Genomic DNA, 23,859 nt, shown 5'->3' with positions numbered 1-23,859 from the left:
TATTATCGTGTTTTTTGTTATTTTCATTATACGTGAATGCTTTCCTATTTGCACTAGCACTTCTGACAGTAACTGAACCGATCGGGTACATCGAATATTAAGCAACCGCCATATTGACTTGTCTGATTTTTCATCTGCTGCGCCTACGTCAGTCACCGTAGCCACCCAGAATTTAATCCACACAAGAAAAGCCTGTGATACCACCCTTTTCAGGCAGTATCGCAGGCTCACTTTACGCTACGACATAATAAACATTACATGTTTATATTATATATTTATAATGCGGACTTGCCGCGGGTAATTCTTATTCCTCTGTTCCGTACAGAGTGATCAGCTTCTGCAGATACTCGTATCTTGCCTTAGCCTCGGACTGGTTCTTAGCGAACAGTCTGGCAGCTTTCTCTGGATTCTGACGCTGTAAGGAGTTGTAACGAACCTCACCGTTCAGGAATTCCTGATAATCTGTCATATCCGGTGCTTTGGAATCAAGGCTAAACTTGCTTCCCTCAGCAGCTGGGTTGAAGCGGAAGTTGTGCCAGTATCCACACTTAACAGCAAGCTCTTCCTCTGTCTGAGCTTTTGACATACCTTTCTTGATACCATGGTTGATACATGGAGCGTATGCGATGATAAGTGATGGTCCCGGATAAGCCTCTGCCTCTGCAATTGCTTTGATAGCCTGGTTGAAGTCAGCTCCCATAGATATCTGAGCAACATATACATAACCATAGCTCATTGCGATAGAAGCCATATCTTTCTTCTTGGTCTCTTTACCGCCAGCTGCGAACTGTGCGATCGCACCTGTAGGTGTAGACTTGGAAGACTGTCCGCCTGTGTTGGAGTAAACCTCTGTATCGAATACCATAACGTTGATGTCACGTCCGCTTGCGAGAACATGGTCAACACCACCGAATCCGATATCGTAAGCCCATCCGTCACCACCGAAGATCCACTGGGATTTCTTAGCAAGGAAGTCTTTCTGTGTAAGAATGTCTTTTGCTTTGTCGCATCCGCAAGCCTCAAGAGCTGCAACCAGTTTCTCTGTTGCTGCGCCGTTGGTAGCACCGCATGCGAAAGTATCCAGCCATTCCTGACCAGCAGCTTTAACGTCTGCATTGTCACCGTTAGCTACAACATCTTCAATTTTTGCTTTCAGGCCATCACGGATAGCTTTCTGAGCAAGAAGCATACCATAACCGAACTCAGCATTATCCTCAAATAAGGAGTTGCCCCATGCAGGACCCTGTCCCTTAGCATTTACGGTATATGGTGTAGAAGGTGAGGAGTTACCCCAGATAGAGGAGCATCCTGTAGCGTTTGCAATGTACATTCTGTCACCAAACAGCTGGGTGATCAGTTTTGCGTAAGGTGTCTCACCACATCCAGCACAAGCTCCTGAGAACTCAAGAAGCGGCTGTTTGAACTGGCTTCCCTTAACAGTTGTCTCTTTGAATTTAGCGATAACGTCTTCTTTAACCGGAAGAGTTACACCGTAATCGAAGTATTTCTGCTCTCCCATGTTTGCTTCAAGGTTTTCCATAGCAAGTGCCTTAGCACCTTTCTTGCCTGGGCAGACGTTCGCACAGGAACCACATCCTGTACAGTCAAGAGCGGATACAGTCATTGTGAACTGATACTCATCTTTCATACCAGTCATTGGTAATGTCTTGATTCCCTCTGGAGCATTTGCAGCCTCTTCAGCTGTAAGAGCTACCGGACGGATAACTGCGTGCGGGCAGACATAAGCACATCTGTTACACTGGATACAGTTCTCCGGATTCCATACAGGGATATTTACAGCGATACCACGTTTCTCGTATGCAGCAGCACCGGATGGTGTAGTACCGTCAACATAATCTTTAAATGCAGATACAGGCAGTGTATTACCTTCCTGAGCATTAACCTTAGCCTGGATGTTGTTAACAAAATCAACAACTTCCTGACGTCCTTCTGTAGCGTGAGTCATATGAAGACCCTCGTCTGCAGCATCTTTCCAGCTCTCTGGAACCTGAATCTCAACAACCTGCTTAGCACCAGCATCGATAGCTGCCCAGTTCTTCTGAACAACATCATCACCTTTACGTCCGTATGTTGCTTTCGCAGCAGCTTTCATAAGCTCGATAGCCTGCTCCTCCGGAATGATTCCGGTAAGTTTGAAGAATGCGGACTGAAGGATTGTATTGATACGTGTTGGTCCCATGCCAGTCTCGATACCGATCTTAACACCGTCGATGGTGTAGAATTTGATACCGTGGTTAGCGATGAATGCCTTAACCTGTCCTGGAAGATGTTTCTCAAGACCTTCCATATCCCATGCACAGTTCAGAAGGAATGTACCGCCGTCAACCAGTTCCTGTACCATGTTATATTTGTTCACATAGGACGGATTGTGGCATGCTACAAAGTTTGCTTTGTGGATCAGGTAGGTAGATTTGATCGGTTTCTTACCAAAACGAAGGTGGGACATTGTAACACCACCGGACTTCTTGGAGTCATAATCAAAGTATGCCTGAGCGTACATATCTGTATTGTCACCGATGATCTTGATGGAGTTCTTGTTAGCACCTACAGTACCATCAGCACCAAGTCCCCAGAACTTACAGTTTGTTGTTCCCTCTGGAGTAGTTACAAGCGGAGCGCCTGTCTCAAGGGAAAGGTTTGTAACATCATCAACGATACCAAGAGTAAATTTCTCTTTCTCAGTATTGTCATAAACAGCTACGATCTGAGCCGGTGTTGTGTCCTTGGAACCAAGTCCGTAACGTCCGGTGAAGATCTTAACGCCGTCAAATTTGCTGTTCTTAAGTGCAGCAACAACATCAAGATACAGAGGCTCGCCCTGAGCTCCTGGCTCTTTTGTTCTGTCAAGAACTGTGATCTGTTTAACTGTCTCAGGAATAGCATCGATAAGAGCCTGTGCGCAGAATGGTCTGTAAAGACGAACTTTAACAACACCAACTTTTCTGCCAGCTGCCATTAAGTAGTCGATTGTCTCCTCGATGGTATCATTTACAGAACCCATAGCTACGATAACGTGCTCTGCATCTGCTGCTCCATAGTAGTTGAACAGCTTGTAATCAGTACCGATCTTAGCGTTAACTTTGTCCATGTACTCCTGTACGACTGCCGGAAGAGCATCGTAGTATGGGTTACATGCCTCTCTTGCCTGGAAGAAGATATCCGGGTTCTGAGCGGAGCCTCTCTGACATGGATGGTTCGGATTCAGTGCGTGATCACGGAATGCCTGAATAGCGTCCATATCTGCCATATCTTTCAGGTCTTCATAGTCCCATGTCTCAATCTTCTGGATCTCGTGAGATGTACGGAATCCGTCGAAGAAGTTAATGAACGGAACTTTTCCCTTGATTGCTGCAAGATGTGCTACCGGAGTAAGGTCCATAACTTCCTGTACGGAAGACTCACACAGCATTGCGCAACCAGTCTGACGACAGGCCATAACATCGGAATGATCTCCGAAAATGGAAAGTGCGTGGGAAGCAAGTGCACGAGCGGATACGTTGAATACACCCGGAAGCTGCTCACCAGCGATCTTGTAAAGGTTCGGGATCATCAGTAACAGACCCTGGGATGCTGTATAGGTAGTAGTAAGGGCACCAGCTGCAAGAGATCCGTGTACTGCACCAGCAGCACCAGCCTCAGACTGCATCTCTGTTACCTGTACTTCCTGTCCAAAGATGTTCTTTCTTCCCTGGGTTGCCCACTCGTCTGTAGCCTCAGCCATAACAGATGAAGGGGTGATCGGGTAAATTGCAGCTACATCAGAAAAAGCGTATGATGCATGAGCGGCTGCATGGTTACCATCCATGGTTTTCATCTTTCTTGCCATAGTTTGTTTTTCCTCCTTAAAGGTATGATGAAAATAATATTTCTAGACACAATGTGTCTAAAAGTCCATATGACATTATAGCATAATCTTCCAATGATGTCTATTTTGATTTTTGTATATTATCACATACAAAGATTACCAGTAAGCATAAAAAAAGCCAGCCAGATACTCCTTTATGGAGTCTGACCAGCTTTTTAGCATATTACATTTCCGGCATGAGAACTTCCTGAAGGGATTTTCTCTTAAGCATTTCCCACACCCCCTGCTGAATCTCACAGAGTTCTCTGTGCATGTAGCAAGGAAGATGATCTCCTTTTCCATCTGTTGGACACTCATAACCTGAAGCCATACATTCTATAATGAACAAATCCGGGTCAATAGCCTTATATACGTCAAACAGAGTCAGTTCACCAAGTGATTTATTCATGGCATATCCACCATGGACTCCGCGATATCCTTTCACAATACCGGCTTTCTGAAGTTTCTTTAGTATCTTATAGGCAAAGGGAGCGGTAATGGATTCCTTCTCGCAGATTTCATTAACGCTAAGGCGAGTTTCCCCTGACAGTGCCCGAAGAACTCTTGCTGCGTAATCGCACTCTCTTGTAATAAACATGTCTGTACCTTCTCCTTACTGGACACAAATCATACTGATTCTTATATTATGTCCCTTTTCTTCTCTTCTCCTCCCAGTATGTTCAAATTATAGCAATTTTCAACTTCTATTTCAATAGTTTTTTAATTTTTTTAACATTAATTTCACACTATTTTTAGTTATCGACTGTTTTTAGACGTTTATTTATTTCCAGGCAGATTTCTTCCGCTGTCCGATTGTCTGTTTTTATAACAAAGTCTGCAGCAGCTTCATACTTGGGACGCCTTGCCTCCATCAATTCTTTTATGTATTCCGGATTCATATTTTTTTCCAGAAGAGGTCTGTTGTGGCTGCCTTTCACTCTTTCGTAAACAGTCTCTGGTTCTGCTGTCAAAAGAACAATCGTTCCATTCTTCTTCATCTCATCTACATTGCACTGACGCATTACAGTTCCTCCGCCACACGATACTACGATATTATCCATGGCAGAAATTTTTTTTACAAGTTCGGTCTCCAGATTCCGAAAATATTCTTCCCCTTTTTTTTCAAAAATTTCTGGAATGCTCATTCCCTGTTCCTGAACAATCTGCTCATCCATCTCAATTTTGTCAAAACCGCATACCTCATGCAGGCAATTCAGGATCATACTTTTACCGGTTCCCATAAAACCGGTAAGATATATCTGTTTCTTCGGCATAATTTTTCCTCCAGTTGAATGCCAGGGAAGCAGCACCGTACACCACCTTTTAGAAAAAACTTCCGGTGCTTTTATTCATTCTGGCATTATATTCAGCCATTATAACAGCGGCTTTTTTTTTTGTAAAGTCTAAGGTTTTTGGGTTTTATAAGTTTTCTCCATGTTTCTGCTGTAAAACAGCCTTTAAACAAGAAATAATTGTTGCAAATTTGCCAGTTTACGATAAAATGAAAATCGGCTATACTTATCATTATATGTGTATTTATAAGGATAACGTTTTAATATAGGAGGAAAATATGATTTCAGCAAACAATATTACTTTGCGAGTTGGAAAGAAAGCTCTTTTCGAAGATGTTAATATCAAATTTACAGAAGGAAACTGCTACGGACTTATTGGCGCCAACGGTGCAGGAAAATCTACATTTCTGAAGATTCTTTCCGGTCAGCTGGAGCCTACCAAGGGCGACATTGTGATCACACCAGGACAACGTCTCTCTTTTTTACAGCAGGATCACTTCAAATATGATGCCTATACAGTTCTCGACACTGTAATTATGGGTAACCTTCGTCTCTATGAGATCATGAAAGAGAAGGAAGCCATTTACGCCAAGGAGGATTTTACCGACGAAGACGGAATCCGTGCCAGCGAGCTTGAAGGTGAATTCGCAGAGATGAACGGATGGGAAGCAGAATCCGATGCTGCTACTCTTCTGAACGGTCTTGGAATTGACACTGAATTCCACTATGCACAGATGGCTGACCTGACCGGTAGCATGAAGGTCAAGGTTCTTCTTGCACAGGCACTTTTCGGAAATCCTGACATTCTGCTGCTGGATGAGCCTACCAACCATCTGGATCTTCCCGCGATTGAGTGGCTTGAAGAATTCCTGATCAATTTTGATAATACTGTTATCGTGGTATCCCATGACCGTTACTTCCTGAACAAGGTTTGTACACAGACTGCTGATATTGATTATGGCAAAATTCAGCTGTACGCTGGTAACTATGATTTCTGGTATGAATCCAGCCAGCTTCTGATCAAGCAGATGAAAGAAGCAAATAAGAAAAAAGAAGAGAAGATCAAAGAGCTCCAGGAATTTATTTCCCGATTCAGTGCTAACGCTTCCAAGTCCAAGCAGGCAACCTCCCGTAAGAGAGCCCTTGAGAAAATCCAGCTGGATGACATGCGTCCTTCCAGCCGTAAATATCCATACATTGATTTCCGCCCGAACCGTGAAATTGGAAATGAAGTTCTCATGGTCGAAAATCTTTCCAAAACAATTGATGGCGTGAAGGTTCTGGATAACATTTCCTTCACTCTTGGACGTGAGGACAAGGTTGCTTTCGTTGGTGCCAATGAGCAGGCGATCACTACTTTCTTCAAGATCATCACTGGAGAAATGGAACCGGATGAAGGTAATTACAAATGGGGAATCACTACCACCCAGGCTTATTTTCCCAAAGACAATACTCAGGAATTCGATAACGATCTTACGATCACAGACTGGCTGACACAGTATTCTGAGATTAAGGATGCCACTTATGTACGTGGTTTCCTTGGACGTATGCTCTTCCCTGGTGAGGATGGTGTGAAACGTGTCCGCGTACTTTCCGGTGGTGAGAAGGTTCGCTGCCTTCTTTCCAAAATGATGATTTCCGGTGCCAACATCCTGATTCTGGATGAGCCTACCAACCATCTGGACATGGAGTCCATCACTGCATTGAACAATGGTCTGATCAAGTTCCCGGGGGTAATTCTTTTCACCTCTCATGATCATCAGTTTGTTCAGACAACTGCAAACCGCATCATGGAAATTCTTCCAAATGGTACTATGATTGACAAGATCACTACTTATGACGAATATCTTGCAAGTGATGAGATGGCTAAAAAGCGCCATGTCTTTGAGATTACTGAGGAAGACGCTCAGGATAATTAAAACGCGTTTGAAAAGTCTTTCCGCAAGATGTACGACACAGATTTTCCAAACACATTCTTAAAAAGCTCCTCCTGCCAAATCAACTGACAGGAGGAGCTTTTCGTAGATATTGCTATTTACTTTTCTAGAGCGTATTTGAAAAAGAGTTCAGGGTTTATTTACTGTTTCCTGCATATCCGCTTACCGTAATATAATCAGACGGATAGTAATACGTCACATTGCCTTTCTTCGTGGTCAGAACACCTGTATAGGATCTTCCGGCAGAGCTCTGTGGAATCAGCATAAAATGATACTTGGTTCTTCCATTGGTAGTCAGATATTTTCTCTTATAGAGTTTGCCGCCCTTCTTATTGGTGTAGCGTCTGAATGCCACATACTTGGACTTGAAGCTGTAATTTTCATAAGAGGTTGTATTCAATCTACGATTAATGTTAGCGCCCTTCTTAGCTGCAACAATTAATGGTAAAGTAGAAAGATTGCTTCCGGTTCTTGTCATCTTGATCCACTGACCTTTCTTGATGGTCCTTGTGTTCTTCAGTGGACTATGGCTGGAGCTCTGGTATGCTGCTGTAAGCTTGCTCTTAGCATTCGGTGAGGTAATTTTCACGCTAAGCTTCACAGAACCTGATGTAACCTTAAGGCAGGCGATCATTCCCTGATTGGAAGAGGTGCTGCTCTTAATGTATGTGTTGTTAATGATCTGGCCGGAATCTGTTCTGGCGCCCTTCAAAGCTTCTGCTTCTCCGCCATATGCATATACAATATCATATCTGGTGCCGGAACTCTGCGGCTGAATGCGGTAACTGTAATTCGTAATCGCATTTGACTGAATATTGGTATTCAATAAATGAATACATCTGCCTGCTTTTACTGTGATCGGTTTAAACGATTTAGTTGCCGCTGATACCGGCAAGGTACAAAGCATGGTCATAGCAGCCGCTGCGACCCCGATCAATAGTTTCTTAAACTTCTTTCCTTCTCTCATAAATCCTCCTTGCTGCTCGTCTGGCGAGCTTAATATTATACATTTGCTGGTGGCTTTTGCTTACCGAACCCTTATCAGGAACACTTTATCATTTGTTTCTGATTCGCACTGCCGACTGTGCCAGAGTGTGTTTGAAAAAGGCATTTGACATATAGCAGCATGCAGTGTTTTCTTTATAAATATTTTAGCATATTTCGCTTTGTTTTCTGTAAAATATATGTTTCTTACTCTTCTGCTGTGATTGCAGCCAGTTTGCCGCCTGTCACTTTCAGAAGATCCGCTACCGGCACTTTCAAGGTCAGGCCGATTCTCCCCCCGCTTACATAAATTTCCTGAAAATTTCCTGCCGAAGCATCAAAAACCGTGGGAAAAGGTTTCTTCATTCCAATAGGGCTGCAGCCACCGCGAACATAGCCTGTGATCTTCGTAATATCTTTCACATGGATCATATCAACTGCCTTCTCTCCTACTGCTTTGGCAGCTGCCTTACGATCCACTTCTTTCTCAATCGGAACTACAAATACATAATATCCGCCGCTTTTCCCTTCCATCACAAGCGTTTTAAAGGACTGCTCATAAGGTGCTCCTGTAATATCCGCACAATGGATTCCATCAATAAATTCATCACATTCATAAGCAAGTGTTTCATACTTTACCTTCTGTCTGTCCAGCATTCGCATTGCATTTGTCTTTGCTTCTTTTGCCATTTCGGGTCAACCTCCTGTAATGTATTGGCATAGTAAAGTTTTACCATAGAATTATGTTTTCGTCAATGGAATCTGTCGGGCTGATTTTGCCCCAGAAAAAAAGGAGGGCCAGGACTTATCAAAAAGTCCTGGCAAGTATGAAAAAGAAAATATGATCTATACGATTAAAAAGGTTATCGCCTTTGTTTGATTATTAATATACCTGGAATCTGTGATGAAATTGTGAGGGAGATTTGATGGGTTTGTGAAAATTTCTGTGAGTAGAAGTCAAATTTTAGCACCCACATTATATATTATGCATTCAGAATTTCACCCACATTTTGCCCATACGGAATTACTTATGTGAACAGGACGTGGGCAGGGTCTGCGTGTTGACTTTGCGGATAAAAAATGAGCACCCTGTATTTTGTACAGAATGCCCAATTTCATTGCTACATAGCAATTATAGTTTATTCAATTATTAGAACTTACCAGCCTTAGCAGCTTCCTCAACAGAAACTGTAAGCCTTTATTTTACAGCATTATTATAGCTTTTGTTAGTTACTCATATGTTACATATCTCTTCGTATGTTACCTCACTCTGTTTTCGCTATATTAAAATAAGAAGAAAAGCCCTTGCTTTTCTGCGAGCAGCTGCAGGAAAGCAAGGGCTTTTCTCATATCTAAGGGATATATTTAATGTACCAGATTCTTTCTCATCTGTCACGCACTATCGTGCGAGATAGTACGACAGCATTCGACATCACAGGTTCTTTACAAGGACTGTGAAGCCTGCTGCCTTCAGCTTCTTCACCACCTTGTTGGCAGCCTTCTTTGTTCTGTAGGTGCCGACCTGGACGCGGTATGGGACGGAGCCGGCTACTTTGCGGATACTTGCTGAAAATCCTTTTTTCTTAAGCACTTTCACCATCACATCTGCATTTTCTTTTGTTCCGTAGGCTCCAGCCTGGATGTAATACTTTGCTTTTGGTTGCGCCGACGCAATTGTGATTGTTTTTCCCAGGATACCCTCTGCAATCAGCTTGCCATGAGCATCCATGCCAAGTTTTTTCGCTTTGGCATAATCGTCCTTGTTATCACAGAAGAAAGATTCTACCAGGACAGCTTTTGCCTTGGTCTTTCTGGTCCAGTACAAACCTGGACGTTCTTCAGCTCCTCTGTCATGCCAGACAGTGCCTAGCTTCGCGCTGATCCGCTGGGCTTCCGGCAGTCCATTTGCATTGTAACAGTATGCTTCGCAGCCATATGCCTCTCCATTAAATGCATTCAGATGAAGCTGGACTGACAGATCATAGTTCTGTTTATGCTCTTCTTCAATGAAATACTTGATTTCATCATTCAGGGAATGCAGCTGACCTTCCGGAGCAATACACAGGGTTGCCTCATGTCCTGCTGCCTTAAGCCATTTGCACACATAGGGCGCCAGTTCCTTGTTGTACTTATATTCGTTCACACCGCCCTTGCTGGTACCATCTGCAGATGATATGACGCCACCGCCATAGTTCGCGTGACCTACACAGATAAAATATTTCATGTTAAAGTTCTCCTTTCAAAAATGAGAGCGATCACTCGCCCTCATTTTTTGTACTTTGTCTTATCCCAGATTGTCTTTACTCTTTCCCAGCCTCCAGTTGCTACCATATAAATCACGAATGATGCAATAATTGCAGCAAACACATAGTACCATTCAATCACAATTTTAAAATATTCGCAAAAAGCAACCATTGTAGCAGTGCATACAATAAAGGATGTGATAAGAGCAACTGCACTGGTTGGTAATTTTTTGAACCACGGTAGGTCTTTTATTGCCTGCACAATAAGAGACACCACAAAGGCCATCAAGCCAAATGCGATCAGAGCATAGGTTACATAGTTCATAATTTCATTTACATTAATGTTCATACAGTTAATCCTCCTTATGATCATGTTCCAAATCTGCAATTCTATGATTTGCTACCCGAATCTGTTCTTCTGATACAGCCATCCTCTGTTCCAGATTATAAGTTCGCTCTATGGTGTTGTTGTGCTTATCCACTCTTTTTGTAAGCTCTTCCAGCTTGTATTCCATGAGCGCCCTCGTCTTTTCATTCTGGCTATGATTGCTGATCAGACACACTATCAGCGTTACTGCTGCCGATATTGTAGAAGAAATAATTACTTCCATATATGTCCTTTCTCCAGCATTGCGCCGGCGCAATTTTGTAAAAAAATAAGACCTAGTATGGTCTCGCTCTAATTCTCATATTTATTTTCTTCTCCAATCACTCTTCTGTACTGTCAACCTGTCCTTTGTTTGCTATCATCTCGTCCTGCATAGCATATGCAAGCTCCTCGAACTCGTCACGGTCTTTACGGCACTGCGTACGGTTCTCTTTCCGTAACTCCTGGTTAGTGGTAGACTGCTGAATATACATAGTTTTTGGGTTAGCCTCACTGCAAGATGCGGTGTAGGTCTCCACTGTTACTCCGTTGATAACGGACTGTCCTGATAAGTTGATAGATTTAGATGTTGTTAATGCCATGATATTATCCTCCTATGAATAAAGTTTTCTTCTAAGTTCTTCGTTTTCTCTTTCGAGCCGATCCACTTTAGAACTCAGCTCTTGCATTGCTTTTACAACATACGCAAGCAACTGCAAATTATTGACAGATTTATAATATGGATGTCCGTCAACTTCTCCGCCTCCATCGACAAGGTTAGGGTCAAGCTGTTCGAGTTCGTCTGCTATAAAGCCAATCTTGTATTTTTTATGAGAATCTTTTCTTTCAAAAGAACGAATTTGCATTGCTTCAATAACTTTTGTTGCGTCTTGTACTTCGGTGTCTCTTATATCGTCTTTTAGTCGAATATCAGAAAGAGCTGCACTACATGCTCTTCCGAGACTAAACCATTTCCATGAACCATCAAGTCTGGTTTGAATCCAAATTGACCCAGCGTATGAATCTCCGTGATAGATAAAAGCTCTACTTCCAGCCACTTCAGCGCCAAGATAAACTCCTACAGCAGTCTTCGAACCTGAACCTCCCACATTGAACCCAACGTAAATGTTTCCGAAATTTCCATCAATTGCCAGTGGAATCATTCCATTGTTAGCTTTATAAAAGCTAAAGAAATTTTCATCACCTGTACCTGTTGCCGCACCAAAGCGCCAGTCTACCGAACCTCTATTGGACTGATACTCATATGTTGTATTTATTATGTTGTTACTCTGAATATAACCACCAATGGACATATTGCCATTGGTGGTTATACCTTTTCCGTTATATGCCCGAATCCAATCGGAATCCGTCATATACCAGCCACCACCATAATCCTCACTATACCATCCTGTAGTACCGCGCGATCTAAACCAATTAGATGCATATATGGTATTAGTATTCATGTCTGCAGTCGCAGTTATTGTTTTTCCCTGCACATTGCCAGGAGTGGTAATATCGCCACTGTATAAACTCAGATCACCATACATCGTGACCGTCTTATCAAAAAACTCGAATCCGGCGCCACCTTGTATAGATGTTCCAGTTCCCATTTTTCCTAATTTGATAGACGATCCATCAAAATATAAGATTTTCTGACTGTTTGTGCCGTTAAATATAGAGTATGACTGATTTGCAGTAATCTCTCTAGCAACTATTTTAACACCAGATATAGAACCGGATGCCTCGATGTCTTTTGCAAACAAACTGACAACGTCAATTTTATCAGCGGTAACCGAACCAGCCGCAATTTTTTCAGTTGTTATAGAATTAGCAGCCATTTGAACAGCGGTAACCGAACCAGCGTACAATCGTCCGCCATTAATATAAGTACGATCGTTGTTATAACACCAAGCGGCTATACCCATATCAACAGAATTTGCAAGGGTGTATGCGTCATTCCATGTACTCCATTGCGTATCACTAATACCGATTCGCCATAATTCACGACCATCAATCTTTGCAGTCTGCTTAGGATATCCGCCGGAAGCATCTCGCCATGGCACGCATGTTATTAAAAGACAGAAGTTTTCACCAGTTAGACCAATCGTATTTGCTAATTTCAACTCATTTACTGTGGTCATCGGGAAATTTTGTATATACCAAAGCGGCGTTTGATTTGTGCTTCTAGTGTCTTTGACGTCAAGTCCATCGCCTTTAGGACCTTGAGGCCCCGTAGCACCAGTGGCACCGGTCGGTCCCGTGGCACCAGTTGGTCCCTGAGGTCCGGTCGGCCCCTGGTTACCCTGGGGTCCTTGTGGTCCGATTGGGCCAGTGGCACCCATATCACCCTTTACTCCTTGTATTCCTTGGTTACCTTGGGGGCCTTGTGGTCCAGTCGCACCAGTATCACCTTTCACACCTTGTATTCCTTGGTTACCTTGAGGTCCCTGTGGACCTGTTGCGCCGGTATCACCAACGTTACCGTTTAATACAATTCCAGAAGAAGTGTAATAAGCGATAAGTTCCTTCAACGCGCCTGAACCAAGTCCGTCCCACTCATAGGCGTTGCCTTTAGCTAACCCGCGCATACCTATAAACACATGGGTACGCCGTGCAGCGATCCAAGTTTTCGTATCCTTTGAACCACATTCGATCAAGAAGTTTCTTACTGTGCTTGTAAGGGATGATGCGTTGAAAGTAAATAAGCAAACTATTTTTCCAGTAGTCACAAGGTCCGCTATCCCGTCCATACAACTTGCTGTGCTATACGTGTCGTACCATGTAGCTTTTTCTAATGCATTTGTGGTTGGGTTGATTATAGCTAGACAATGTCCTCTCGTTACTCCTGATGTAAGTTTGGTTCCGTTTAGCCACAGCCCCTCGTCTTTTCCAGCTTGTGAGTAATCGTAATTACTTCCGACAACCTTAACATAATGCGCATTTTCACCAGGAATACCTTGGTTGCCTTGTGGTCCTTGCGCTCCTGTATCGCCCTTCGCGCCCTGAGCTCCAGTTGCGCCGGTATCACCCTGGGGTCCTTGCTCTCCAGTATCACCTTTCTCTCCTTTTTCACCTTGGGGTCCCTGTGGTCCAGCCGGTCCGGTAGCTCCACCAGCACCATCAACACCCATCCTGGTAGCGATATAGCCTACGGAGGTGGTTGCGTCTGAATATAAGGTGGTCTCTTTTGTCCAGAGATACTGTCCCTGTGGTACGTTAGGCATTGAAGTTAGCCATTCCCCTGTAGGAACATCTGTCATGCTAGTACCAACCTGGTAAGTGTATGTGTTTCCAACAATGGACTTAACGTTATTAACCTTAGTGTCGATCTCAGTAATTGCGCTCTCTACAGTCTTCTTACTCTTACCAAACAAAATATCGCCAGCACTAATTCTCAGGTGAAAGTTCCCGTCATCGCCTTTATAGAACTGAATATACTCATTCGTATCGCCAAATCCTACCTGGCCATCTGAGCCGAGATAGAATCCTCTGGTGGTATTGAGCGCAGAAGTCTTAGCTCCGGAATATATGCAGTCGTGTCCGATATGGTTTCCACCGATGTCAGCACCAAAAGCTACCAAGTCGGTCACCGCCACTTTATCTGCTGTGATACTCTTGGCCTGGATAACAGTACCGTTCAAACTGTTATAGTCAGTCTGCTCCGAAGTTACTCCTGATCCGTTGGTATTAAGCTTGTAGTAAAGGCCATCTTCCCCCTTAATGACCAGCTTATCTGCCTTGATGGTGTTACCCTCGATCAGATCACCTTTGATAGTTACACCGACCAATTCGCCAGTAATAGTCTGGTCGCCGACCACTACATTCTTAATCAAGCCAGATTCTGAATAGAATTTCTTCATAGCCGCTATGCCAATATTGGAGAAATCAATGCTTGCGTATTTCAAATCAGCGTCTGCGGCGTTAATCTTTTTTACATCCAGCTCATTGATTAACGCTTTGTTAGCCGCCAGTTCATCCGTAACGGTACTCTCAAATTCCGCGTATTTAGACTTAATGCTGGTAGTTTCTGCCTCAAGTGCTTTCAGACTTTCAATGGTGGCAAACTTAATATCAGCCTCTTCTGTCTTGATATAGTTTGACTCGATCTGTCCTACCGCCAGTTTCAGTTCTGATAAGCTCCCGTCCAGAGTATTGTACAACCCCTGCAGATTTCCCACCGCACTGCTGCCATATACACCCTCGTCAAAATGCAAAATATCCGATACATTGATAGTCCCCGTGTACCGTCCATCATCACTGATTACGGTGTTAATAATTTCCTGGGCGGCCTGGAGCTTCTCCCTGGCCTCTTCGAATGAGGGAAGCTTATTGGCCAGTTCGCACTCATCTTTGGTATGGTCCTGTGGATATTGTGTAAGCTTGATGATCCGCTGCTTTTCCCGAATCCCGGTGGCGGCATCGATCAGGGTGATTGTATCTCCCAGGGAAAAAGAAAAATCATCGTATCCGGCTCTTTGTTTGGCCAGATCAATAATATCAGCACTGTATGATACTTCCGGCTTTGACAGATCTTTCAGCCTCGCTTCTGCATCCTCTTTCATGGCTGCAGCATCTGTATAAGATTCGTCTTTCCAGATGTAGGTCTTCACCTTATTCGTGTACTGGTAATTTTCCAGGTAATTCTTCCCATCGTTCACGGACTCGATGGTAAGCCCGTCCTGGCCAATAGGGATAATTCTCGTATAATAGTCGTAGGTGCTGCCCTTCCTCTGTAACCGTTTCAGGTTAAGCCCTGTGAGGAAAAAGTTCCCTTTATCCTGGCCAACCTGATCGTAAAAGGATACTGTCTTTTTCTTGGTATCATAAACGACTTCACACATAAATGCAGTACACAGCTTCTGAATTACTCCAAGCGTATTTGTCTGCAATATCCCTGCATTTCTTTTCTTGGTTACGGTACATTCGCCAACCGTCCAGCCGGATCCAGCCAGAGCAAGCTTGGCCGCATCTTCTATTGTGGAATCCGTAATGCCAAAGGAGCTCCAGGGCTTCGCCTCCAGTTCTTCCAGGTTCAGTACCGCAACAAAGGAGAGGAATCCATCTGTGCTTACACTCTTTTCTTTTACTACATACTCAGCATCCTGAGTCTCAATATAATACTCTTCACAGATTTCATGATGTCTTGCCATGTATGTAAAAGAAAGAGTCTGATCGCCAGTTGTAACGTCGCTCGCAACCTTCAGATCCTTGTATTTGACAATATGCCCTATGGCATTGTGGTTCGTATCATATATCTTAAGCATAGGGCCGCCTCCGTTTAGTCTTCAATCATAAACATAAAAATGCCTAATTCCCAACTTCCAATATCAAGCCCATCAAATTCTTCCAGGGATACCTTATGCACCTCAAAATCCATTTCCAGTCCCAGAAGTTCCTGAATCTTTTGGTTGAGCTCTTTTACACTTTTTCCTTCTTTAAGAATGATATCCACATTTCCGGGGGCTCTCTTTTCCTGTTCAGCTCGCTTTTTTTCCTCTTCAATTGCCTTTTCCTCCTGTTCAAGATCCCGGTATTCTTCCATTAACTCCTTACGGGTATCTTCATAAGGTTTTAATGCGTTAAGCAATAAGTTCGTGTTTTTATTAATGGCATAGCTCAGTTTTATCTTTCCAGATAAAATTTTCTTTCCATCTTCTTTATAAATCTGTGCTTCTTTTTCCTGAAAAAGTTTTAATCCGTTATAAGCGTTTAACATTTCCTGGTTTGTCATGTTTTTTCCTCCTACATAAATCTTGGTCTATATTTCACAGTCATGTCTGTCCATGTGCTGTCTAAGGTAATCCTTGTTTCCCCTGGTAAAAGGATCGGCAGGCTCCAAATATCAACATCTGCTGCTTTGTTAGCCCCATTTTCTGTAATCTTCCCACTTTCTCCGTCTAAAATCACAGTACTGTTAGCAGTAAGGCTTCTTATTACCACCCGAAGGTTTTCTCCTGTATCTAGATTTCGGTTTATTCCAGTTATTGTCAGCTGTTCCATTCCCACCTTTGGCGTAATCTCTACCATACAAGGCGTCCGGATGTTCCCAGGATTTGTAACTACTGTCTCCAGCATCCCGGAAGCGGACTCCGAAAACGGTGAACCGTTTGGCTGTTCAGCAAACTCATAGCAGGAAAAATCAACGGTGAGCTTGCTCAGCCTGTTGGATGTCACCTTCAGACGGGCAAGCGGGTTTTCTGTAAAATCATGCTTGCTCATAAACCCGCAAAACTTGTGATCGAACTTATCCAGTTCCAAGGTGACCGACTCGGACATCATATGGGAAAGCAGGGTGCTGCAATTCTGCAAGATCTCATTTCGATCAGAGCCGTATACCAGGAAGGTGATCCGTATTGTCTTCCACCCGATTGATCCATTAATGAAAAACGGCAGTGGGCTTCCCCTCTGCCATTCGCTTTCATTTTCAATATCGGAAAATCCCGGAGTCACGTTCCACTGTTTGGCCTGTGCTCCGGATATGTCCCAGCCATTTATATTCATCTCAGACGCCCCCTTGTGTATCTTGTGGCTGCCATTTCATTTTTTATGTTCATGTCTTCCCTGAGTTCTCCGACCAGCTTATCTTTATCCATGAATACTTTTAAGTTCTTCATGGAGCTTGCCATGTTCTCCATCATGGACTCCATCGTACTCATCATGGAATCCATTTTGCTCAGTATTTCGGAGTTATCACTTCGATAGCTTCCTGATAACTTCGCCTGGTGCTCTGACTGCTGCTGAATCAAACGGTTAAGTTTCTCGACTCCAGCCGCTCCTACCTCCAGGGAAGATCTGGATTCCAGGAACTGATCCGGATTCATGGCAAAATTATAAAGGTTTTCTGCTCCCTGTGGGTTAATTACCTTGTCCCCGGTGAGCATGTTCTGCATGATCGCGCCATCGGACTTACGGAGAACATATTCCTGGGCGTTATTTTCAAATAACCACGCCAGCTGATCCTCTATGACGTTTTGAGTACCGGTCTTCAGGCCGTTCTTTTTCATAGCGGCCAGAATTGCTTTTTTCTGCGCTGATGTAGGCTTTTTGTCGGCTTCCACGCTAAGAGCATCCGCAATCTTTTTAACTGTGGAATCGTTGACGCTCCGGCCGTAGTTCTTAACAATGTACTGCCACAGATCCGAATGCTTCTTTTTCTCAGCATCTGATACTGATTTCTTATGGGCTTTACTTGCATTGATCAGCTTTTGTACTTCTGTAATTTCTGCCGGTTCTTCCGCTACACCTGCGGTCACGGCCTCCAGCTCTGCTTTTTGCGCGGGCGCAATTTCAGATGTTGTCCCAGAGGAAGCTGAGCTTGAAGAAGCAGTGCTGGATGTATCTGTTCCACCGGATCCAGAAGAGGCCGTGCCAGATGCAGTGCTGCCATTCGGAGTTACATTTACGTCAAGCAAAGTTCCACCTGTGCCAGCTTTCTGAATGCCAGCGATCAGGTTACCTACAATATCCTCACCAATCTGGCCAGCCTGTTCCACCAGGGACTGCAAGCCGGTAGATAGTCCCTCATTTAGTTTCGCAACAGCCGAAGCATTTTCAGCTGCCAGATCATCCAGCTGCTTCTTATAGTCTTTCTTGGTGTCACTTATCTGCTGGTCAATAGCATCCCGCGTAGCCTGTGTATCTTTTTTTGCCTGCCGGTCTGCTATCTCCTGCTTTTCTTCCCAAAGCTTGTTAAATTCATCCAGCTGCTCTGCAGTCATCTGATTCAGGCTGTAAATATTGGCGGTTGCTTCTGGTCCTGCGTCTTTCAGTTCCTGCAGCAGCCCCTCTGAAAGTCCCTTTCCGCTCAGTTCCTGCAACTGGGTTTCCCACAGTTTCAGTCCCTCAACCTGGGTATTCATATTGTAAATCAGACGATCTGCAGTATATCCGGAAGCATCCCAGGCATCATAGTTATTCATGGATGAAAGGATGTCTTTCTTCCGATCAGCTATGGCACTGTCCCTTTTTTCTTCCAGATCCTGTATGGTCTCATTTAGTTCTTTTTCAAGCTTTTCCCGCTTATCATTGTAATCTTCATCAAGCTGCAGCTTTTCTTTTTCGTAATCTTCTTTGGCTTCCAGGTACTTTTTATCTGCTTCTATGCGCTCATCCGTACCGGCTGTGAACTGTTTTCTGGCAATATCCCAATATTCCATCTCTGCCCTGGCGGACATGGAATAATAGGTCTGGTAGGTCTCCAAAAGGGATTTCTGTACTGAAGCCTGGGTCTTTGCAGCTTCCTCTCTGGCTTTGGCTACCTCTTCCTGCTTCTCCTGCTTTTCCTCGTAGATCTGAGTGTCCAGTTCCTGGATCTTTTGTGTTGCTTCATACCAGGCATCAGTTCCGCTCTTTAAATTCTTTCGAACGGTGGTCCAGTAATTTTTCTCCTGGGCTAAAGAGGCAGCATGTAATGTCTTGTACTTTTCCAGCCGTTTTTCAGCAGCACTGAGGACTTCAGAATTATAAGTTTCTGCGTCCTTAGTAGTTTTCTTTTGATTATCTCCGGATCCGGTAACTTTTTCTTTGGATACGCCAAAATTGTTCTTTATACTGCTGCTCAGTGCCTTGCTGATCGTGGAACTGCTGTCAAGCTTATTAAGCTGAGAGGTTGCCTGTTTATAGGCTGTGGATCCTTTCACAGCTGTATCACGTATCTGCTGCCAGTACCATTTTTCATTGTCCAGAGAAACTTCATGGCTCTTATTGTATTGCTTAAGCCAGCTGGTGGCGTTTTTCAACACAGCCTTTGACATTTTTCCAGCGGCTGCAGTTGCTACCTTTGTGTTTTTAGTTATACCAGACGCAGTACCTGCAGGTAACTGATAGCCGACTTCTTTCTCAAATTTCTTTGATGGAGAATGGATCTCTGCTGCTGCCTTGGCTGCGGCAATACCTGCATTGATCATTCTTATTGAAGCGCTGATGACCTGGGACTGGCCTGCTGATATACCTTGCGCTACACCAGCAGCCGCGTTGTATCCTGCAGTGTAAAAGCTATTCTGATAGGTTCGAACTGCGGCCGCTGCCTGACTCGCCATTGTTCCGGAAGCGCTGATCGCGCCACTTTTTCCAGAATTTATACCAGTCTGATACTGCTGAGCGGCTACTGTTCCGGCTTTCTCATATTCGCCTTTTTTCTCTTCGGCCGCCTTCGCTCCGGCGGACGCCATCTCGCCACCAGCCTGTTCAACGCCAGACTGCTGATCTTTAATTGAATTCTGGGTTCCTTCTCCTACAGCAGTACCAACATCTTCACCTGCAGACTGTGCATCTGCTGCCTGCTGCTGGATCAGTGCCAGAAGCTCCTGCATAGCGGATACTGCCTGAGTACCACCGGCATTAATTCCTGCCTGGATTTCTTCCGGGATCTGGATACCCGCTTTATTGGCAATTTCTGCCACGCCCTGGATTGTTCCTTCAATAGTTCCGTTCAGCTGATCTATTGCCTGCTGAGGGGTTATCTCACCGCTTGCAATTCCATCTGCAAGTCCCTCTGGGATCTGTACACCACATTCCTGCGCCATCTGGACAGTCTGCATGAGAGATTCCTGTGTGGCTGCCGGAAGCTCAGCCCAGCCTTCTACCGCCGAAGCAACGGCATTGTCAATGGACTCGCGCAGATCAGAAAAATCATAATCTGTGGATCCAATCTCTCCCACTGCCAACTCATAAGCGGTCTTGTTTGCCGCCATCACCGTTGCTGTATCCTCAGAAATGTCCATGGCATCAGTCCACTTCTTGGAGATACCTTTCAGCTGTTCAACACCGTATTCTCCCTGGTTGTCCAAGGTCCATACCATATGCTGGAGCATATTAGCTGCATCAGTTCCTTGCTCCTGGATTGCCTGGATAAACTCTGCGGAAAAGATCGCTTGTCCGCTCTCATCTGTGGCTTCTTTAAGGCGCTGGAGATTCTGCTGATAGTTCTGGATTCCATCCACCCAGGACTGCAGGTTTTCGTTCATCTGTTCTGTGGTGATATCATCCCCACCATCGAATTTATCTGCAAAACTGATTTTATCCTGCAAATCAGCTTTGATAGAATCCATGGTGGAATTGTATTCGTCCAGGATCTGACGCATGGCAGTCTTAGCAGAATCCGCGGCTTCCTGGGAGCGTTCCATAGTTTTGTTGAACCCTTCCAGGGCTGTGCCAGCTCCTGCTGCCGCCAATCCGGTTGCTTGGATTGCATCAGCATTATCTTCTTGCGCCTTTGTATTGTCTTCTATTGATTCAGTATTATCCTTTTTTACTTTTGTAATGTTTTCTGCACTTTTGGCATATCTTTCCTGTTCTTCCGAGCATTTATCAATTGTTTTTTGATTTTCCTCAATTGCTTGAGAATATCCTTCCGTTTTCTCTGCACAATCAGCTATGCTCGTAGCTGCTATTCCAGTTGCATCACCATATGCTACTGTTCTTCCATCAATAACATCTAAACGTGAATCCAATTCGCTGCTACTATCGCTTAGATGTTCCATAGCATAATTAAATTCATCCTGTGTTATTGCACCTTTTTTTAATGCCTCTGTATAAAGTTTTGTTTTCTCTGTTGGAAAATCAATATCAACTTGATAACTTGGATCTACGCTGGCTTTCTGTCTTTCCTCTTGGAGCTTTACAATTAATTCTCTCTCTTTTTCCAAGAGTTCCATTCTATCTTCAGTGTTTTTTTTCTGTTCCTGTGCTTTATCCAGCTGGACCTGTGCCGCTAAAGACTCATTGATTAAATCCTGTGTGGCTGCAATTACCGCCTGTTGGATTGCTGTTTGCTGATAGTTTTCTACCAGTTTTTCCAGCTCATCATTAGTTACACTCAGTTTATCATTTTCATCATCATAAGCACCAGCCAGTTCTGGAATGGACTGTGACAGTTTGTCCACAATGGATGCCATTTCCTGTTTCTGGACAGCTGTTCTATCTTCAACATTATTTAACTCTTCCAGTCTGTCAGCCAGAGCGCCTACATTTTCCACTGAATTCAGGGTTCCGGTAAACTGATCGTCAATCGCCTGTACATTATCTGCAACTTTCTGGGAGGATTGTACAACTTCATCGTACATTTCTTCCATTGCATCTTTTTGAGGTGTAATCACGTCTGTTAAGCCAGATACAATATCAGTAAGCAGTTCCACACCATCCTGCAAAGGACCTGAAATGTAATCATACGCCGCAATTCCCAGTCCCTCAGTAGCAGAACTAAGCTCTGTCAATTTTCCCTGCAGATTATCCTGCATGGTATCTGCCATATCAGAAGCAGCACCAGAACAATTTCTCAGACTCTCCTCATAGCCAGCCACCTGATCAGCGCCGGTATTAAGAAGCATGTTCAAGCCCTTAATGGAGTCAGACGTAAAGGTTGACATGAGAGCCGCCTGTTTCTGTGCATCTCCCATTCCATCTGTAGCATTTTCTACATCTTTTAGGACGTCCGTCATGTCGCGGAAGTTTCCGTTGGAATCCATGACTTCTACAGAAGTATCACCAATGGCAATCTTTCCGTCCTTCATCTTACTGGTCAGATCTCTCATTATGGCAGCAAGGGAGGTACCAGCTTCACTGCTCCGGAGTCCGTTGTTTGCCAATGCTTCCAGGAAAGAGGTAGTGGTCTCAATGTCCTGACCGGCGGCATTCATATTGGCACCACAGTTCTTATATGCCTCGCCCAGCTCTGCTGCTGTAGTAGAACTGTTTGCTTGTGCATATGCCATCATATCTGCTAAATGAGTTGACTGTGAAGCTTCCAGATTAAAAGTACTGATATTGTCTGTAACAATCTGGGATGCATCTGCCAGATCCATATTGGAAGCGGCTGCCAACTGTAGAACGCCATCAATACCAGAAAGAGTCTGGTTTACAGACCATCCGGCCAGGGACATATTTGTCATCGCGTTGGCTGCTTCCGTTGCAGAGAATTTCGTACTACTTCCAAGGCTCTTTGCCTTATTTTCCAGTGCTTCCAGCTCTGATCCGGTTGCTCCAGAGATAGCCTCCACTTCACTCATTCCAGCTTCAAAGGAACTTCCGACTTCCACCACATACTCTGCTGCTTCCTTTGCCTTATCACCAATTGCCGAAATAGCTTCTCCTGCAAGTTCCAGGCCCTTTGCTGCTAAAGCTTCTCCAAAACCTTCCTTCAAGCTCTCTCCGAACTCTTTCGTAGTAGTGATAACCGTCGTTGTTTCTTTTCCATATTCGTTTATGCTCTTTGCGCATTTATCCGTAGCATTTTGTGCTTCCTGCAGATACTTCTCATTCTGTTTTAAAGCCTGGTTATTTTTTTCTATATCATTCTCGGCGTCACTAACTTTTTTAGACCAGTCCGATACTTTTCCTTCGCACTTCTGGCACTCCAATCCCTGTTTTTCAACAGCCTTCTGAAGGCTTTCCACTTCCTTTGACTGCAGCTGATACTCTTTTGTACCATCCTTTCCAGATTTCTGCATGTTTCCCTGGGCTTTTTCAGCATCTTTCAATGCCTTGGAAAGTTCTTCATATCTCTGCGCCGCTTTCTGCGATACCTTCTGTGCATTTTCCAGTCCTTTTTTCGCAGACTCCGCCCTTTTCTGATAACTCTCAGTCTGCTTTGACAGGTTTTCCTGCTTTTTAGTCAGAAATTCAAGAGAATTGGCATTTCCCTTATATTCTGTGCTGAGTTTTTTCAGTTCAGAGTTAAGCATTGCACTTTCTTTTTTCGCATTTGATACGCCCTGTGAAAATTGTCTTTCTCCGTCCAGTGCAAGTACAATTCCAATTTTCTTTCCTGCCATAGTTAGTCCTCCCAACAAAAAATCCACATAAAAAGAGCACCTCAAACTGAGATGCTCTTTTTACATGGATTTTTATTTATATTTATTTCTTTGATATTGGGACTTCATCAATGTGGGTTTTATACACCACCGGTGATGTAACCCATTTGATAAATTTCTTTATCAGAGTCCCTATCAGTATTGCTAATAATAACAATACAAACAATATTACCAATAACATATGCCACCCACCTTTCTGTTTTTCTTAATTATAATCCGCAGCTCTGTAAATTTCAATATCATTTAACAGAGCTGCGGAAGAAAATCAGAAAATGGTGTCCAAATTTAACTTTTCGTCCTTTTTTCTTAATCCGTTATAATCCAGATACTCATTATAGATCAGATAAAATTTCCGAAGTGTC

General features: G+C 43.8%; 14 protein-coding genes. 1 reads left to right on the top strand and 13 read right to left on the bottom strand.

Annotation, left to right across the window (positions count from 1 at the left end; translation table 11 throughout):
• Positions 1-304: 304 nt before the first annotated feature.
• From nifJ to AB5618_RS08925, 3 genes are all read right to left on the bottom strand, one after another.
• Positions 305-3,847 carry a pyruvate:ferredoxin (flavodoxin) oxidoreductase gene (gene nifJ, locus AB5618_RS08935; RefSeq protein WP_148462236.1) on the bottom strand — a complete coding sequence of 1,181 codons (3,543 nt, stop codon included), beginning with the start codon at positions 3,845-3,847 and terminating at the stop codon, positions 305-307.
• A gap of 202 nt (positions 3,848-4,049) precedes the next feature.
• Positions 4,050-4,463 (bottom strand): Rrf2 family transcriptional regulator, encoded by a 414-nt coding sequence (locus AB5618_RS08930; protein ID WP_118581465.1) that lies wholly within the window; start codon positions 4,461-4,463, stop codon positions 4,050-4,052.
• A 154-nt stretch (positions 4,464-4,617) separates the two neighbouring features.
• On the bottom strand, positions 4,618-5,139 hold the full coding sequence (locus AB5618_RS08925; protein WP_148462237.1) for a shikimate kinase: 522 nt from the start codon (positions 5,137-5,139) through the stop codon (positions 4,618-4,620).
• A 296-nt stretch (positions 5,140-5,435) separates the two neighbouring features.
• Here AB5618_RS08925 and AB5618_RS08920 point away from each other — a divergent pair, with 296 nt between their 5' ends.
• A complete protein-coding gene (locus AB5618_RS08920; protein WP_118581462.1) occupies positions 5,436-7,076 on the top strand; it encodes an ABC-F family ATP-binding cassette domain-containing protein in 1,641 nt (546 codons plus the stop codon).
• 154 nt (positions 7,077-7,230) lie between these two features.
• Here AB5618_RS08920 and AB5618_RS08915 read toward each other — a convergent pair whose 3' ends face one another.
• From AB5618_RS08915 to AB5618_RS08870, 10 genes are all read right to left on the bottom strand, one after another.
• Positions 7,231-8,061: a hypothetical protein gene (locus tag AB5618_RS08915; protein WP_148462238.1), complete on the bottom strand. Its 831-nt coding sequence runs from the start codon at positions 8,059-8,061 to the stop codon at positions 7,231-7,233.
• A 224-nt stretch (positions 8,062-8,285) separates the two neighbouring features.
• The gene (gene ybaK, locus AB5618_RS08910) at positions 8,286-8,768 is read right to left on the bottom strand and encodes a Cys-tRNA(Pro) deacylase (protein ID WP_118581456.1); all 483 of its coding nucleotides are present in this window, start codon (positions 8,766-8,768) and stop codon (positions 8,286-8,288) included.
• Positions 8,769-9,510: 742 nt separating this feature from the next.
• Positions 9,511-10,302 carry an N-acetylmuramoyl-L-alanine amidase gene (locus AB5618_RS08905; protein WP_256144537.1) on the bottom strand — a complete coding sequence of 264 codons (792 nt, stop codon included), beginning with the start codon at positions 10,300-10,302 and terminating at the stop codon, positions 9,511-9,513.
• Positions 10,303-10,343: 41 nt separating this feature from the next.
• On the bottom strand, positions 10,344-10,670 hold the full coding sequence (locus AB5618_RS08900) for a ribonuclease (RefSeq protein ID WP_256144538.1): 327 nt from the start codon (positions 10,668-10,670) through the stop codon (positions 10,344-10,346).
• 4 nt (positions 10,671-10,674) lie between these two features.
• A complete protein-coding gene (locus AB5618_RS08895; RefSeq protein ID WP_173719456.1) occupies positions 10,675-10,932 on the bottom strand; it encodes a hypothetical protein in 258 nt (85 codons plus the stop codon).
• Positions 10,933-11,029: 97 nt separating this feature from the next.
• Positions 11,030-11,290: a hypothetical protein gene (locus AB5618_RS08890; protein ID WP_173719457.1), complete on the bottom strand. Its 261-nt coding sequence runs from the start codon at positions 11,288-11,290 to the stop codon at positions 11,030-11,032.
• A 12-nt stretch (positions 11,291-11,302) separates the two neighbouring features.
• Positions 11,303-15,952, bottom strand: a complete 4,650-nt coding sequence (locus tag AB5618_RS08885; protein ID WP_331479147.1) for a phage tail spike protein — start codon at positions 15,950-15,952, stop codon at positions 11,303-11,305.
• A 14-nt stretch (positions 15,953-15,966) separates the two neighbouring features.
• The gene (locus AB5618_RS08880) at positions 15,967-16,419 is read right to left on the bottom strand and encodes a hypothetical protein (RefSeq protein WP_173719565.1); all 453 of its coding nucleotides are present in this window, start codon (positions 16,417-16,419) and stop codon (positions 15,967-15,969) included.
• Positions 16,420-16,430: 11 nt separating this feature from the next.
• The gene (locus tag AB5618_RS08875) at positions 16,431-17,189 is read right to left on the bottom strand and encodes a phage tail domain-containing protein (protein WP_173719566.1); all 759 of its coding nucleotides are present in this window, start codon (positions 17,187-17,189) and stop codon (positions 16,431-16,433) included.
• Positions 17,186-23,458 (bottom strand): phage tail tape measure protein, encoded by a 6,273-nt coding sequence (locus AB5618_RS08870; RefSeq protein WP_256144540.1) that lies wholly within the window; start codon positions 23,456-23,458, stop codon positions 17,186-17,188. The genes AB5618_RS08875 and AB5618_RS08870 overlap by 4 nt, the downstream gene beginning before the upstream one ends.
• Positions 23,459-23,859 lie beyond the last annotated feature (401 nt).

Source organism: Ruminococcus sp. J1101004sp1_RTP21198st1_B9_RTP21198_201120 (genome assembly GCF_040924245.1).
Classification (GTDB): domain Bacteria; phylum Bacillota; class Clostridia; order Lachnospirales; family Lachnospiraceae; genus Blautia_A; species Blautia_A faecis.
Note: the sequence above shows the minus strand (reverse complement) of the source record. Positions and strands in the feature narration are given on the sequence as shown.

What these genes read in the sequence shown, in the direction of transcription:
- nifJ (WP_148462236.1), bottom strand. Translation starts at nt 3,847, where the DNA reads ATGGCAAGAAAGATGAAAACCATGGATGGTAACCATGCAGCCGCTCAT.
- AB5618_RS08930 (WP_118581465.1), bottom strand. Translation starts at nt 4,463, where the DNA reads ATGTTTATTACAAGAGAGTGCGATTACGCAGCAAGAGTTCTTCGGGCA.
- AB5618_RS08925 (WP_148462237.1), bottom strand. Translation starts at nt 5,139, where the DNA reads ATGCCGAAGAAACAGATATATCTTACCGGTTTTATGGGAACCGGTAAA.
- AB5618_RS08920 (WP_118581462.1), top strand. Translation starts at nt 5,436, where the DNA reads ATGATTTCAGCAAACAATATTACTTTGCGAGTTGGAAAGAAAGCTCTT.
- AB5618_RS08915 (WP_148462238.1), bottom strand. Translation starts at nt 8,061, where the DNA reads ATGAGAGAAGGAAAGAAGTTTAAGAAACTATTGATCGGGGTCGCAGCG.
- ybaK (WP_118581456.1), bottom strand. Translation starts at nt 8,768, where the DNA reads ATGGCAAAAGAAGCAAAGACAAATGCAATGCGAATGCTGGACAGACAG.
- AB5618_RS08905 (WP_256144537.1), bottom strand. Translation starts at nt 10,302, where the DNA reads ATGAAATATTTTATCTGTGTAGGTCACGCGAACTATGGCGGTGGCGTC.
- AB5618_RS08900 (WP_256144538.1), bottom strand. Translation starts at nt 10,670, where the DNA reads ATGAACATTAATGTAAATGAAATTATGAACTATGTAACCTATGCTCTG.
- AB5618_RS08895 (WP_173719456.1), bottom strand. Translation starts at nt 10,932, where the DNA reads ATGGAAGTAATTATTTCTTCTACAATATCGGCAGCAGTAACGCTGATA.
- AB5618_RS08890 (WP_173719457.1), bottom strand. Translation starts at nt 11,290, where the DNA reads ATGGCATTAACAACATCTAAATCTATCAACTTATCAGGACAGTCCGTT.
- AB5618_RS08885 (WP_331479147.1), bottom strand. Translation starts at nt 15,952, where the DNA reads ATGCTTAAGATATATGATACGAACCACAATGCCATAGGGCATATTGTC.
- AB5618_RS08880 (WP_173719565.1), bottom strand. Translation starts at nt 16,419, where the DNA reads ATGACAAACCAGGAAATGTTAAACGCTTATAACGGATTAAAACTTTTT.
- AB5618_RS08875 (WP_173719566.1), bottom strand. Translation starts at nt 17,189, where the DNA reads ATGAATATAAATGGCTGGGACATATCCGGAGCACAGGCCAAACAGTGG.
- AB5618_RS08870 (WP_256144540.1), bottom strand. Translation starts at nt 23,458, where the DNA reads ATGGCAGGAAAGAAAATTGGAATTGTACTTGCACTGGACGGAGAAAGA.